Source organism: Streptomyces sulphureus DSM 40104 (assembly GCF_000381025.1).
GTDB lineage: Bacteria > Actinomycetota > Actinomycetes > Streptomycetales > Streptomycetaceae > Streptomyces > Streptomyces sulphureus.
The window spans coordinates 17,493-31,815 of the sequence record NZ_KB905824.1; the positions used below are offsets into that span (position 1 = coordinate 17,493).

The window sequence follows — 14,323 nt, forward strand, 5'->3', positions numbered from 1 at the left end:
TGCGCGTGCGCAGCCTTTCCCCATGCCGCCCCGTCCCGTGCACGCGGGAATCCACGCGCGCGTTCCCGGCTGCGGACGGGCCGGGAGAGGAGACATCGTGGACGGTGGCGTTACCAACCGCGGGCGGATCGTGATGCTCGTCGACAACGGGGTGCGGGGCGACTCGCGCGTCCAGAAGTCGGCGGCCTCCGCCGCGGCCGCCGGCTGGGAGGTCTACCTCCTGGGACGGGCACCGGGTCCGGCGCGGCGCAGGTTCTCGCTCGGCGGTGCGCGCGTGCGGCTGCTGCCGCGGCCGGCGCCGCTCCACACCAGGAGGCACACGCTGCGCAGCGCCGCCTTCCGCCGGCCGCTCGCCTACCCCGACGCCCGTGCCGCCGCGTACAAGGAGCAGTGGGCGAAAGCACGCCGCAGCGACCTGCGGATGCGCAGGGCCGTGCTCGACCTCGCGTTGCGGCGCAGCCCGAGCGGCGTGCGTACGGTGCCGCTGCGGCTCGCCCGCGGGTGGCTGCGCGTGCCGGGCGCCGCCTCGCGGCTGGCGATGCGGTGGATCGCGCTGCGCGACCGGCAGCGGCAGCAGGCCGAGGAGCACCGCACGACCCTGGAGGGCCGTCTCGACCGGCTCGCCACCGCGGCGTGGCGCACCCTCCTCGGCAACCGCTCCTGGCGCCGCCTCGAACCCCACCTGTACGACTACGAGTTGGCGTTCTGCGCCGAGATCGACGCGCTGCAACCCGACCTCATCCACGCGCACGACTTCCGCATGCTCGGCGTCGGGGCCCGCGCGGCGGTGCGGGCGCGGGCCGAGGGCAGGGACGTCAAGCTCCTCTGGGACGCGCACGAGTACGTGCCGGGGCTCAACGCGCCGCATCATCGCTGGATTCCGGCCCTGCACGCCTGGGAGAAGGAGCACGCGCCGTTCGCGGACGCCGTGGTGACGGTCTCGCCGCCGCTCGCCGAGCAGCTCCGCAAGGACCACGGGCTCGCGGAGCTGCCGACCGTCGTCTACAACGCGCCCGTCACGGAGCTCACGGCCGAGCAGCGGACGGCGGAGCTGCCCGACCTGCGTGCCCAGTGCGGCGTCGGTCCCGAGACGCGGCTCGTCGTCTACGTCGGCGGGATCGCGCCGGTGCGCGGGGTGGACACTGTCATCGCGGCGCTCGCCGAACTCCCCGATGTGCACCTGGCGTTGGTATCCCAGCCACCCGGCGGCGGCATCTCGGGGGCGGCGCGCGCGGCGATCCGCGCGGAAGAGTACGAGGACCGCGTCCACCTGCTGCCGTACGTGCCGCACTGGCAGGTCGTGCCGTATCTGCGGAGGGCGGACGCGGCGGTGAGCCCGCTCGTCCACCTGCCCAACCACGAAGTGGCGATGAGCAACAAGTTCTTCGAGTACGCGCAGGCCCGGCTGCCGCTCGTCACCAGCGACGTACGGGCGATGGCGCAGATGGTGCGGGCGACGGGCCAGGGCGAGGTCTTCACGGCGGGCGACGTGCAGGACTGTGCGGAGGCGTTGCGCCGCGTGCTCGACCACCCGCAGCGCTACCGCGCGGCGTACGACAAGCCGGGCCTCCTCCCCCAGTGGACGTGGGAGGCGCAGGCGGCGAAGCTCGACCGGCTCTACGCGGAGCTGCTGGGCCGGCCGCCGGTACCGCAGGGCGGCGGCCGGCTCAGCACCGTCGTGGGGCTCTCGGCGGCGCCGAGAGCCGGGGTGCGGCAGTGAGGGAAGCGCGCGAAGTGACCGCAGGCGTAAGCGAGTCGGAGGAGGAGAGCATGCGGATCTGCGTGGTAGCGCTCGGGAAGATCGGGCTGCCGCTCGCGGTGCGGTTCGCCGGTGCCGGACACACGGTGGTCGGCGCGGACGCCTCGCAGCGGGTCGTCGACGCGGTGAACGACGGTGCCGAGCCGTTCCCCGGCGAGCACCTCCTCGCCGACCGGCTCAAGGAGGCCGTGGCCGCGGGGCGGCTGCGCGCCACCGTCGACACCGCCGCGGCGGTCGCCGAGAGCGAGGCGGTGGTGCTCGTGGTGCCGGTCTTCGTGACGTCCACGGGCGAGCCGGACTTCACGTGGATGGACAGCGCGACCCGGGACGTCGCGGCCGGGCTGCGCCGCGGCACGCTGGTGAGCTACGAGACGACGCTGCCCGTCGGCACCACGCGCAAGCGGTGGGCGCCGATGCTGGAGGACGGCTCAGGGCTCATGGCCGAGCGGGACTTCTCGCTGGTCTTCAGCCCCGAACGCGTGCTCACCGGGCGGGTCTTCGCCGACCTGCGCCGCTACCCGAAGCTCGTCGGCGGCATCGGGCCCGAGTCCGCGCGCCGCGGCGCCGCCTTCTACGAGAGCGTCCTCGACTTCGACGAGCGGACTGACCTGCCGCGCCCCAACGGCGTGTGGGACCTCGGCTCGGCCGAGGCGGCGGAGCTGGCGAAGCTCGCCGAGACCACCTACCGGGACGTCAACATCGGCCTCGCCAACCAGTTCGCGCGCTTCGCCGACCGGGTGGGGATCGACGTCGAGCCGGTGATCGAGGCGTGCAACACGCAGCCCTACAGCCATATCCACCGTCCGGGCATCGCCGTCGGCGGGCACTGCATCCCCGTCTACCCGCGGATGTACCTGTGGAACGATCCGCAGGCGAGCGTGGTCCGCGCGGCGCGCGAGGCGAACGCGCTGATGCCGGAGTACGCGGTCGAGCGGCTAGCCGAGGCGTACGGCGCACTCGACGGCGCCCAGGTGCTGGTGCTCGGCGCGGCGTACCGGGGAGGCGTCAAGGAGACTGCTTTCTCCGGGGTGTTCGCGACGGTCGACGCGCTGCACGCGCACGGCGCCGAGCCGTACGTCTCCGATCCGCTCTACGACGCGGCCGAACTCTCGGCGCTCGGGCTGCCGCCGTACGCGGGAGAGCCGGTGACGGCGGCCGTCGTCCAGGCCGACCACGCGGGGTACCGCGAACTCGGTGCCGCGGACCTGCCGTACCTGCGGGTGCTCGTCGACGGGAGGCGGGTGACCGTGCCGGAGCGCTGGCGCGGCGTGGACCGCGTGGTGCTGGGGGCGCCGACGGAGGAGGCTGCGCCGGCGTGACGGTGCCGACGCGCGGCGCCTCGCCCCGCGGTGTGCCCCGCCGGGCCGCCGGGCCGCCGGATGTGAGTGTCGTCGTGGCCGTCCACGACACCATGCCGTACCTGAGCACCTGCCTGCACTCGCTCGCCGAACAGACCCTCGGCGAGGGGCGGTTGGAGGTGATCGTCGTCGACGACGGTTCGACGGACGGCTCGGGCGACGAGATCGCGGCGTGGGCGGGCAAGCGTCCTGAACTCTTCCGCACCGAGCGTCTGCCGCAGAACTCCGGTGGGCCCGCGCTTCCGAGCAACCTCGGCCTGGAGAGGGCGTGCGGCAGGTACGTCTTCTTCCTCGGGGCCGACGACCACCTCGTGCCCGAGGCGCTGGAGCGGATGGTCGGGGCGGCCGACGCGCACGGCAGCGACGTGCTGCTGTGCAAGATGGCGGCGGTCGGCGAACGAAAGGTACCCAGCGGGGTGTTCGCACGCAGCGCGCCCGCGATCAGGCTCGTCGGGGACGGGCTCCCGTGGGCGCTCTCCAACACCAAACTCTTCCGCAGGGAGCTGCTGGAGCGCCACGGCCTCCGCTACGAGGAAGGGATGCCGGCCTTCAGCGACCAGCCGTTCGTCCTCGGCGCGTGCGTCCGCGCGCGGCGGATCTCCGTCCTCGCCGACCGGGTCTACTACCACGCCGTCCGCCGTGCCGACTCGGGCAACATCACCTACCGCACCGGTCCTGAGGTGCGCCTGCGGTGCGCCGAGCGGCTCCTCGACGCGACGCACGCGCTCCTCGAAGGCGACGAGGAGCTGCGCCGCGGCTTCCACAGACGGCACTTCCACGTCGAGCTCTACCAACTCTTCCGCCATGGCTTCCTCGCCCTGGAGCCGCCGGCGCAGCGCGCGGTGTGCAGAGGCGCGGGGGCGCTCGTCGAGCGGTACGGGGACGGGGTGCTGGAGCGCCTAGACCCGGAGCGGCGGACGGTGCTGGAGCTGGCACGGGAGGAGCAGCACGAGGCGGTCCGAGGGGTGTTGAGATGGCAGGAGGCGGTGGCCGCCGGGGAGTGGGGGCGTCCCGCAGAGACGCCGCCGGTGGACGTACGGCGGTCCTGGGTACGCAGGGGTGTGCCGGCTCGGGTGCGGCGGGTGGGGAAGGGCTGGCTGCCGGGGCGGGGGTGAGTTCTGCGGGGCCGACTGCTCGTGCTGACGGGGCAGTTCGGGCGTGCGGCGGCTCGTTTCCGTGCGGGCGGGCGGCGTTGGGAGGCCGCTCGTGGTGCCAGCCCCGTTCGGAGAGCGGGGCGGCCGGCAGGGGGGACGCGCCGGGGCTGCTGCCCAGCGCGACGTCCCCTTACGTCGGAGCTCCGGCCAGCCGGCGCCCAGCCCGAACCCGCCAACGCGACGGGCAAGAGGGCGATTCGGCGACCGGATGTGCCGTCGCGCCGAGCCGGTGAGCCGAAAAGACCCCGGGACGGTTGCGGGTCCCCGTCAGCCGTGCGCCGGCGCGATCGCCGGTTCGTCGGGCCGGGTGAGGGGCGCCGGGCGCCGGACGCTCAGGGGCAGGGGTGCGGGAAGGGTCTCTGGTGGTTCCCCCAGGAAGACGCGGCGGACGACGCGTTCGGCGGCGCGGCCGTCGTCGTAGGGGCAGAACCGCTCGCGGAAGGCGTTCCGGAGCGCGTCCGAGTGCGGGCCGCGCCACTCGCCCGTGCGGAAGAGGGCGAACAGCTCCTCCTCGGTGCGGGCGACGGCGCCCGGGGTCTCGCCCGGGCGTCCGGAGAGCAGGTCGAAGTAGACGCCCCTGGCGCTGCGGTACGCCTCCCAGTCGGGGGCGTAGATCACGAGGGGGCGGTCGAGGTTGGCGTAGTCGAACATCAGGGAGGAGTAGTCGGTGATCAGGCCGTCGGCGGCGAGGCACAGCTCCTCCGTGTGCGGATGCGCCGAGACGTCCAACAGCAGTCCGCGCTCGGCGAGTTCGCGGAGCTCCTGGTCGGGCCCGTAGAAGTAGTGGGTGCGGACGAGGAGGAGGTGCTCGTCCCCGAGGGACGCGGCGAACCGCTCCAGGTCGAGGAGGGGGACGAAGTCCTCCCGGTAGTCGCGCATCGTCGGCGCGTAGAGCAGGGCCGTGCGGCCCTCGGGGATGCCGAGCCGGGTGCGCAGCGCTGCGACCTCGTCCGCGTCGGCGCGTACGTAGCGGTCGTTGCGGGGGTAACCGGCCGGCAGATCCTCGTAGTCGCAGGGGTAGGCGCGCTCCCAGTGCTCCGAGCTGTGCGGATTGGCGGTGACGCTGATGTCCCAGCGCTCGCTGCGGCGGAGCAGGCGGGGGAAGTCGGTGCCGCGCGCCGAGGCCGGGTAGGGGAGTTGGTCGAGGCCCATGCGCTTGAGTGGGGTGCCGTGGTGGGTCATCACGTGGAGCTGTCCCGGCCGCTTCACCGTGGAGTCGGGCCAGTTGACGTTGTTGACGAGGTAGCGCGCGCGGGCGAGCAGCCGCCAGTAGCGGCGCGAGCCCGGATGGACGTGGTCGGTCCCGGGCGGCAGCGAGGCGGCGCCCTCCGGGCTCACCACCCACACTCCGTGGATTTGCGGCGCGCGCCGCAGGGCCTCCCGGTGGACGGCGGCCGGGTTGCAGGCGAAGCCGCGGCTCCAGTACGCGCTGTAGAGCGCCAGGTCGTCCCGGAGCGGGAGACGGCGGTGGACCGCGTAGTAGCCGCGGCGTGCCTGGCGCACTCCGCCGCGGCGGAGCGTGCCGAGGCGCCCGCGTACGGCCGACGCGCCGCGCCTGGCGCGGAGTTCGGCGGCGAAGGGTGCGTAGTGCCCCTGTGCGAGCGCCCGGAACCCGCGGTCGCCCGCCGGTGGGCGGAAGCCGTCCGGACGGTAGCGGTGGTAGAAGCTGGAGGCTCGGTCGAAGTAGGCGCGGCGGTCGGCAGGGCGGACGCGGTCGGTGCGGCGCAGGCAGAAGAGCAGGTGCGTCACCATCCGCTCGAAGAGGAGCGGGCGTACGCCGTCGAGCTCCGGGTGGCGGTCGAGGAAGGCGAAGAGTGAGGCGTACTGCGGAAAGATGTCGAAGTGGCGCCGTCCGGGGGAGCGGGTGATGGCGCCGAGGTGGCGCTGCCGGTAGTCGACGCAGATCCGCGGCAGGCACGCGACGCGCGCGGCGCAGACCATCGCCTCGTTGGCGACGGGCACGTCCTCGTAGAGCCCCGGCTCGAAGGAGAGTCCGTTGCCCGTGTAGAAGTCCCGCCGGTACGCCTTGTTCCAGGCGACGTGGAAGAGCGAGAGCAACTCGGGCCGCTCGTCCACGCCGCCGGTCCCGCCTGCCGCCTCGGCGAGTTGGACGCCGTAGCGGCTCGGTACCACCTCGCCCCACCAGTACGAACGCTGGTGGTCGAAGACGAGCAGCTCCGGGTCGCCCGCCGCGGTGAGGCGGCGGTCGATCGACGCCAGGGCGCCGGGGAGGTAGCGGTCGTCGCTGTCGAGGAAGAGCAGGTACTCGCCGGTGGCCTGCGCCGTGCCGGCGTTGCGTGCCGGGCCGAGTCCGCCGTTGCGGGGGAGGTGGAGTACGCGCAGCCGCGGGTCGCGCGCCGCGTACTCGTCGAGGATGCGTCCGCAGCCGTCGGGCGAGCAGTCGTCGACGGCGAGGACCTCCAGGTCGCGGAAGGACTGTCCGAGCACCGAGTCGAGGCACTCGCGCAGGTACCCCTGGACCTTGTAGACGGGGACGACGACGCTGAAGCGGGCGCGTGCGCCGGTGGGGTGGAGCGACATCGGCTCTGCCAATCTCTGCGGAGCGGTGGGCGGTCGGCCGGTCAGCCGGCGGCGCGGGTGCCGACCCGGGGCGGGGAGTCGCGGTCGCGGAGTATCCGTCGCGCCTCGGCCGGGGCGGGCGCGGGGCGCCGTTCCGCCGGGGGCACGTGGGGCGGCAGCGCGTCCAGCGGCTCGCCCAGCAGCACGTGGCGCACGGTGCGTTCGGCCGCGTGGCCGTCGTCGTGAGTGCAGAACCGTTCCCGGAAACCGGCGCGGCGCCGCGCGGACTCCGCGTCGCACCAGGCGCCCGTCGTGAAGACGGCGGCCAACTCGCTCTCGTCGTGCGTCACATGACCGGGCGGCGCGTCGAGCAGGTCGAAGTAGACGCCGCGGGTCGCCCGGTAGACCTCCCAGTCGGGAGCGTGGACGACGAGCGGGCGGTCGAGCACCGCGTAGTCGAAGAGCGCCGAGGAGTAGTCCGTGACGAGGGCGTCGGAGGCGAGGTAGAGCTCCTCCGTGCGGGGATGGGCCGAGACGTCGACGAGCCGACCGGCGCCGGGGGGCGTACCCGGCGGGGTGTCGAAGTAGTGCGCGCGGACGAGCAGGACGTGGCCGGGGCCGAGGAGCCGGGCGAGGCGGGCCGGGTCGAGGGGGTAGGGCGCGTCGTGCAGATGGTCGCGGTGGGTCGGTGCGTAGAGGACGGCGATCGCGCCCTCGGGGAGGCCGAGCGCGGCGCGTGCGGCGAGGACCTCTTCGGGGCCTGCGGTGAGCAGGACGTCGTTGCGCGGGTAGCCGAACTCCAGCGGTGTGTACGCGGCGGGGTACGCGCGCTCCCAGGCGAGCGTCGAGTGCCGGTTGGCGCTGAGGCTGAAGTCCCAGCGGTCGGCGTGGGTGAGGAGCCGCCGGAAGTCCATGCCACGTGCGGCCGCCGGGTACTGCTGGAGGTCGAGGCCCATCCGTTTCAGCGGCGTCCCGTGGTGGGTCTGGAGGTGGGTCTGCCCCGGTCTCTTCACGTACCGCGCAGGGAAGTTGACGTTGTTGACGAGGTAGGTGGCGCGCGCGAGGGCGCGCCAGTAGGAGGCGGAGCCCGGCTCCAGGCGGCGTACGCCGGGCGGCAGCGTGTGCGCGTACGCGCGCGGGGCGACCCAGGCCGTACGGAGGCCGGGTGCGAGTGCGCGGGCCTTCGCCTCGATCGCTGCGGGGTTGCAGGCGTAGCCGCGTCCCCAGTAGGCGGAGAAGACGGCGAGGTGCGGGTCGAGCGGGCGCTGCCGCTGTGCCGCGTAGTAGAGGAGGAGCGCGGCCCGCTTGGCGAGGTTCGCGGCCGAGCGGGAGCGGGTGCGCGTCGTGGCCGCTGCGCGGTCGGCGCGGTGGAGCGTCCGGAAGAGGCGGTGCGAGCCGCTGCGCATCAGCAGATGGCGGACGACGGTGCGCCAACTGCCGCCCGTGGGCAGCGGTTGCCCTCGCCCACCCGCGGGCGGCCGGCTGGTGCGCGGGTGGTGGATGCGGCAGTAGCGGCGGCTGCGGGCGAAGAACTCGGCCCGGAGGGTGTGCGGGAGGCGGCTGGGTGCGGTCGCGATCGTGGTGAGGTGGTCGAGCATGCGCCGGTAGAGGGCCGGGCGCCAGCGGTCGAGCCAGGGGCGCGCGTCGAGGAAGTCGAAGATCCGCTCGTACTGGGTGAAGACGTCGAAGTGCCGTCGGCCCGCCGTGCGGACGATGCTGCCGCGCCGGCGCTGCCGGTAGTGGACGCAGACGCGGTCGAGCGTCGCGATCGATTCCGCCGCGAGCAGCGCCGGGTACGTCCACACGGTGTCCTCGTAGTAGCCGGGCGGGAAGGCGAGGCCCTGGTGCGCGACGAAGTCCCTGCGGTACGCCTTGTTCCAGACGACGGGGAGGAGGCGCAGCAGCTCGGGGCGGTCGGCGAGGGTGGTGACCTCGGGGCCCTCGCGCGGGGCGAGGAGCGCGGTGCGCGGGTTGGGGGCGAGCTCGCCGTGCCAGTGCGCGAGCGCGAAGTCGTAGACGAGGATGTCCGGGTCGCCCGTGGCGGTGAGGCGGTCGGCGAGCGCGTCGAGGGCGCCGGGGGTGAGGGTGTCGTCGGCGTCGAGGAAGAGGAGGTACTCCCCGCGCGCGGCCTCGACCCCGGCGTTGCGGGCCCCGCCGAGTCCGACGTTGGACGGGAGGTGGAGGGGGCGTACGCGGGGGTCTGCGGCGGCGCACTCGTCGATGATCCGCGGGGAGTCGTCGGGCGAGTGGTCGTCGACGGCGATCAACTCCAGGTCCGTGCAGGACTGTCCGAGGACGGACTGGAGCGACTCGTGGAGGTACGCCTGCACCTGGTAGGCGGGGACGATCACGCTGAATCGAGGCACGGCGTTCCACCCATCCCAACGGCCGGGCAGGAGATTCCCTGTCTTCACCCGGTTCTGTGGGGATCGGGCGAGGTTTGCAGGTAATCATCCGAATTATCCGTCTGTTGGTCACCGTAACCAGCCAGGTACGCGCTGTCGACCGGCCCCGGTCCCTCTGTACCCCGGGACGGTGGCGAGGCGGTGCCCGCGGCCTTCCTGCCGGGGCTCGGCGCCTTGCGCCGGCTGGTCGAAGGGGTCGCCCGGCTGCCGCTCCCCGTCGACGCCCCGGTCCGCGACCGCGCTCACCGCCTGCCCCCGACACCGGCTACTTGACGGCCCCGGCCATCACCCCGGAGACGAACTGCTTCTGGAAGGCGAAGAAGACGGCGAGCGGGATCAGCATCGAGAGGAAGGCCCCCGGCGCGAGGACGTCGATGTTGTTCCCGAACTGGCGGACCTGCTGCTGGAGCGCGACGGTGATCGGTGGGTTGGCGGCGTCGGCGAAGATCAGCGCGACGAGCATGTCGTTCCATACCCAGAGGAACTGGAAGATGCCGAGCGAGGCGATCGCCGGGCCGCCGAGCGGCAGGACGACGCGTGTGAAGAGCCGTATCTCGCCCGCGCCGTCGAGCCGTGCGGCCTCCAGGAGTTCGCGCGGGATCTCGGCGAAGAAGCTCCGCAGCAGGAAGATGCCGAACGGCAGCCCGAAGGCGGTGTGGAAGAGGACGACCCCGGGCGTCGTCTCGAAGATCCCCAGCGCGTTGAAGAGCTTCGCCACCGGGACGAGTGCCACCTGCACCGGCACGACGAGCAGGCCGACGACGGCGAGGAACCAGTAGTCCCGGCCGGGGAAGTCGAGCCAGGCGAAGGCGTACCCGGCGAGCGCGGCGACGAGCACGACGAGGACGGTCGCCGGCACCGTGATCAGCACCGTGGTGACGACGGAGTCGGTGATCTGCGCGTTGGTGAGGAGCGCGTCGTAGTTGTCGAGGGTGAGCCGGCCGGGGTCGATGATCCACGGGAACGAGGAGCTGAAGCCGAAGATCTGCCACCAGCCGCTCGTCGAGATGTCGGCGCGGTCGCGGACCGAGGAGCCGAGGAGCCCCGCCGTCGGCATCAGCCAGAAGAGCGCGATCACGACGAGGAACAGGCGGACCGCCCAGTGCCCCGTGAGCGCGGCGACGCGTGCCCCCGCGGTGCGGCGGCGCGGCCCGGAGCCGGGCCGCTCGTTCGTCGGTTCCGGCGCCCGGGCCGGGGTGCTGACGGTGGTCACCTCTGGGACTCCCTCCGCAGGCGGCGGATGTTGACGACCATCACGGGGACCACGAGCAGCAGCAGGACGACGGCGATCGCGCTGCCGACGCCCTGGTCGGCGCTGCTGCCGAAGGAGGACAGGTAGAGCTGGAGCGCGAGGACGTTGGCGTCGCTCTGGGTGGCGCCCGGTGCGATGACGTAGACGAGGTCGAAGATCTTCAGGACGTTGATCACCAGCGTCACGAAGACGACGCCGAGGACGGGCGCGAGCACCGGCACCGTGACCCTCCGGAAGACCTGCCACTCGTTGGCGCCGTCCATCCGGGCGGCTTCCAGCAGCTCCCGCGGGATGCCCGCGAGCCCCGCGGCGATCAGCACCATCGCGAACCCTGCCCACATCCACACGTAGGAGCCGATGATCGCGGGGGTGACGAGGGTCGGCCCGAGCCAGTCGACGCCGCCGTACGGTGCGGCGAAATTACTCGCAGGCAGGCGGAGTTGGGCGCCGTCGGCCGAGGGCGGCAGGGTGAAGACGCCGTCGGGGCCGCTCGTCGCCTCCGCGATTCTCTTCCCGTCCTTGACGGCCTCGACCTTCACTCCGGCGAGGCCCTTCTCGCCTGCGTCGACCCGTCCGTGCTCGCTGCCGCCGCCGCGGACGAAGTCCAGCCAGACGACGCCGGCGACGCCGCCCCCCTCGGCCCGCGGCGCCGGCTCGGCGCGCTGCGCACCCGCGGCCTCCTTCGGGGGGATGCCGACGAGCGGCAGCAACGCCACCTCGCCGGCCGAGGCCGTCGCCTTCGTCGTGAACGCCCCGCCGTCCGAGGGCTCAAGGCCCGCGCCCTCGCGCGGCTGGGCCCCGGGCCAGGGCGAGGACTCGGCGAAGGTGTCGTGGACTCCCGTCCACACCGCGTTGGCGACGCCGCGTTCCGGGTCCTGCTCGTAGACGAGGCGGAAGGTGATGCCGGCCGCGAGCATGGAGACGGCCATCGGCATGAAGACGATTAGCTTGAAGGCGGTCGCCCAGCGGATGCGCTCGGTGAGGACGGCGAAGAGCAGTCCGAGCGCCGTCGCGAGCGAGGGCGCGACGATCACCCAGATCAGGTTGTTGCGCAGCGCCGTCAGGATGCCCGAATCGGTGAAGATCTCACCGTAGTTGGCGAGGCCGACGAAGGCGCCTCCGCTTGCGTCGAAGAGGCTGCGGTAGACGGAATAGGCGATCGGGTAGGCGACGAGCGCGCCGAGCAGCACCAGCGCGGGAAGCAGGAAGAGCCATGCGATCCAGGCGCGCGAACGGCCCACCGCGGGGCGCGCGCCCGGTGCTCCGGTGGTGCGGCCGGGGGCCTGCGGTGCGGCGGGGTCGGTCGACATGACGGTGGTCTCCCCTGTTCCGTCAGCGGCCGCTGCGGCGGGCTCTGCCGCGGGCCTGGTCGGTACGTGGTGTGGTGTGCCGGGTGGTGGGCGCTGCCGGTCCTGTCACTTCTCGTACGCCTTCGCAGCGGCGGCCTCCAGGTTCTGCTGCGCGCCCTCGACGTCGTGCGGCTTGAGGAGGAAGTCCTGGAGCGCTTTCCACTCGCCCTGGCCCTTGGTGCCGCCGAACGCGGCGGGGGCCTGGTCCGACATGTCGAAGCGGAAGTCGTCGCCGGCCGAGACGAGCGCGCGGGCGATGCGGCGCTGTACGGCGTCCGGATACGCGGCGAGGTCCAACTCCCGGTTGGGGGAGAGGAATCCGCCGGCTTCCGCGGCGATGCCGGCGGCGTCGGTCGAGGCGAGGAAGGTCAACAGCGCCTGGGCGCCCTCGCTCTGCCGCAGGACGACCGCCGCGTCCCCCGCCGTCACCACCGGCGACTCCCCGTCCACCGCGGGGAAGGGGTACGCCTTCGCCTCCTTGCCGATCCGCGCGTTGGTGTCGCCCGCGATGTTGACGCCGACGAAGTCCGCCTCGAAGACCGAGGCGGCTTGCGGCGAGGCGAGGTCGCCGAACGCCTTCGTCACGGAGGCCGGGAACTCGGTCTGGAGCGCGCCCCGCGGCCCCCCGGCGAGCAGGCGGCGCTCGCCGAAGAGTTCGCCGAGCGTCTTCAGCGCCCGGCCTACCGAGGGGTGGGTCCAGGGGATCTCGTGCGCCGCGAGCTTGTCGTAGAGGTCGGGGCCCGCCTGGGAGAGGTAGATGTTCTCGAACCAGTCGGTGAGCACCCAGCCGTCGGCGCCGCCGACCGAGACGGCGGGCACCCCGGAGTCGGTGAGGGTGCGCGCGTCGTCGAGGAACTGCTGCCAGGTCTTCGCCTCGCCCACCCCCGCATCCCGGTAGGCGGCGGTGTTGTACCAGATCAGGGACTTGTTGGCGACCTTGTAGTAGACGCCGTAGCGGGTGCCCTCGTACGTCGCGAGGTCCTGCCAGCCGCGCGAGAAGTTCTTCTCCAACTGCTGCCGCGCCTGCGGTCCGAGCGGCTTGAGCCACCCCTTCGCGGCGAACTGCTCGACGACGCCGACCTGCGGGACCATCACCACGTCCGGCGGCTTGCCGCCCTCGACCTTCGAGCCGATGTAGGTGGCGACGTTGTCGCCCGTCGGGACGAACTCCACGGTGGCGCCGGTCCGCCGCTCGAACTCGGCGAGCACACGGCGGAAGTTGGCCTCCTCCGGACCCGTCCAGACGGCGGCCACCTGCAACTTCTCGCCCTTCAGCGAAGGGAGCCGCACCGTGGGCCTGTGCTCCTTCGCCCAACTGCCCTCGTCCGTCTCCTCCCGACCGACGGCGGTGACGGCGAGCGCGGCGACGGCCGCCAGCACCAGCGCGCCCCGCAACCCGACACTCGCGAGCCGTCCGGCGCCCTTGCCGCGTAGCGATGTAGGCATGCCTCTCGTCCCCCGTTCGCAGCGCGCTTCCTACCGGGCGCCTCGCACTGTGCTTTCCGTGCGCATAGGTGTACGCCCGGCGCGGGCGGACGGCAATAGGGCGGTGGGGGGTGAACTGCGGTACGGGGGTGGGGGGTTGCGGCGAAGGGAACGGGGCGGCGGGGAGAGCCGGTGACGCCCTCCCGCGGTGAAGCAGGCATACGAGAGCTCGCCGCCGTGGCCAGGGCGTCGGGGTGCGACCGGTCGGTGCCGGGTGGGTGTGTGCGGGCTTCGGGTGCGGAGGGCGGGTCTTGCCGAGGCGGGCGGCCGTCGCACGAGGCTGGTCACGGCGGCAGTCGGGGTTGCTGCTCCGGGCTGGTCTCTTCGAAAGGAGCCTCCCGTGCGCCGTGCGACACCCGTGGCCATGCACCGGCACCGGCCCGCTCGGGCCGACGCCTGTGCCGCGGACCAACGTCGTGCACAGCGCGCGCAGTTGGCGGCCTTCCGTGCTCGCCTCGGCAGAGCTGTCGCGCTAGCGTCCTGCGTGTGAGCGCAAAGAGCCCCTCCGTGCTGGTCGACATCCGGAAGTACGACGGCAGCCTGAGTGCGCGGTGGACCGCCGACCGGCTCGGTGAAGACGAGTACGGGGTCTGGTTGGGCACGGCGCGGGGAGTCTCCGTCGGCTCGGCCACGGGCGGTTGGACGAGCCGGTTCGCGTACGTGATGCTGGTCCCGCGCGGCGAGTGGTGGACGGCCACGTTCTGTGCGGCACCCGGCCCCGAGATGTACTGCGACGTGTGCACGGTGCCCGAGTGGAACGCCGACGGGACCGTCCTGCGCATGGTGGACCTCGATCTCGACGTCGTGCGGCCTCCCGGCGGCGAGCCCCGGATCGAGGACGAGGACGAGTTCGCCGAACACCGAGCCGTGCACGCCTACCCCGAGAGCGTCGTCAGCACCGCCCTGGAGACCTGCGAGTGGCTGGTGGAGGCGGGCAGCCGAGGCGGTGACGGCGCCGAACCTTTCGCCTCTGCCTACCGCTACTGGCTCGATCTCTTCGGGTAGGCCGAGGCGTGGACGGCTACCGGTGTCCCGGTCCGC

Annotated in this window: 9 protein-coding genes; 4 read left to right on the forward strand and 5 right to left on the reverse strand. The window is 73.1% G+C overall.

The window, feature by feature from the left end; translation table 11 throughout:
• Positions 1-97 precede the first annotated feature (97 nt).
• The 3 genes from F603_RS0126365 to F603_RS0126375 are packed head-to-tail and all read left to right on the forward strand — an operon-like array spanning position 98 to position 4,232.
• A complete protein-coding gene (locus tag F603_RS0126365) occupies positions 98-1,720 on the forward strand; it encodes a glycosyltransferase (RefSeq protein WP_019548940.1) in 1,623 nt (540 codons plus the stop codon).
• A gap of 50 nt (positions 1,721-1,770) precedes the next feature.
• Positions 1,771-3,078 (forward strand): nucleotide sugar dehydrogenase, encoded by a 1,308-nt coding sequence (locus F603_RS0126370; protein ID WP_026328728.1) that lies wholly within the window; start codon positions 1,771-1,773, stop codon positions 3,076-3,078.
• Positions 3,075-4,232: a glycosyltransferase family 2 protein gene (locus tag F603_RS0126375; protein ID WP_019548942.1), complete on the forward strand. Its 1,158-nt coding sequence runs from the start codon at positions 3,075-3,077 to the stop codon at positions 4,230-4,232. The genes F603_RS0126370 and F603_RS0126375 overlap by 4 nt, the downstream gene beginning before the upstream one ends.
• Before the next feature lie 306 nt (positions 4,233-4,538).
• Here F603_RS0126375 and F603_RS0126380 read toward each other — a convergent pair whose 3' ends face one another.
• The 5 genes from F603_RS0126380 to F603_RS0126400 all read right to left on the reverse strand — a co-directional run bounded on the left by F603_RS0126380 (position 4,539) and on the right by F603_RS0126400 (position 13,243).
• A complete protein-coding gene (locus F603_RS0126380; protein ID WP_019548943.1) occupies positions 4,539-6,812 on the reverse strand; it encodes a bifunctional glycosyltransferase/CDP-glycerol:glycerophosphate glycerophosphotransferase in 2,274 nt (757 codons plus the stop codon).
• A 41-nt stretch (positions 6,813-6,853) separates the two neighbouring features.
• A complete protein-coding gene (locus F603_RS0126385) occupies positions 6,854-9,157 on the reverse strand; it encodes a bifunctional glycosyltransferase/CDP-glycerol:glycerophosphate glycerophosphotransferase (RefSeq protein ID WP_245600912.1) in 2,304 nt (767 codons plus the stop codon).
• A gap of 304 nt (positions 9,158-9,461) precedes the next feature.
• Positions 9,462-10,409, reverse strand: coding sequence for a carbohydrate ABC transporter permease (locus F603_RS0126390; RefSeq protein ID WP_019548945.1), 948 nt, complete (start codon positions 10,407-10,409; stop codon positions 9,462-9,464).
• The gene (locus tag F603_RS0126395; RefSeq protein WP_019548946.1) at positions 10,406-11,758 is read right to left on the reverse strand and encodes a carbohydrate ABC transporter permease; all 1,353 of its coding nucleotides are present in this window, start codon (positions 11,756-11,758) and stop codon (positions 10,406-10,408) included. Before F603_RS0126395 ends, F603_RS0126390 begins: the two co-directional genes overlap by 4 nt.
• Before the next feature lie 105 nt (positions 11,759-11,863).
• The gene (locus F603_RS0126400) at positions 11,864-13,243 is read right to left on the reverse strand and encodes an ABC transporter substrate-binding protein (RefSeq protein WP_169379088.1); all 1,380 of its coding nucleotides are present in this window, start codon (positions 13,241-13,243) and stop codon (positions 11,864-11,866) included.
• A gap of 525 nt (positions 13,244-13,768) precedes the next feature.
• Between F603_RS0126400 and F603_RS0126405 the strand changes: the two genes are divergently transcribed.
• A complete protein-coding gene (locus F603_RS0126405) occupies positions 13,769-14,287 on the forward strand; it encodes a ribonuclease FAU-1 family protein (RefSeq protein ID WP_211231128.1) in 519 nt (172 codons plus the stop codon).
• Positions 14,288-14,323: the final 36 nt, after the last annotated feature.

Excerpts from the sequence above, each read along its gene's own strand:
- F603_RS0126370 (WP_026328728.1), top strand. The coding sequence starts at position 1,771 with ATGCGGATCTGCGTGGTAGCGCTCGGGAAGATCGGGCTGCCGCTCGCG.
- F603_RS0126380 (WP_019548943.1), bottom strand. The coding sequence starts at position 6,812 with ATGTCGCTCCACCCCACCGGCGCACGCGCCCGCTTCAGCGTCGTCGTC.
- F603_RS0126395 (WP_019548946.1), bottom strand. The coding sequence starts at position 11,758 with ATGTCGACCGACCCCGCCGCACCGCAGGCCCCCGGCCGCACCACCGGA.
- F603_RS0126400 (WP_169379088.1), bottom strand. The coding sequence starts at position 13,243 with ATGCCTACATCGCTACGCGGCAAGGGCGCCGGACGGCTCGCGAGTGTC.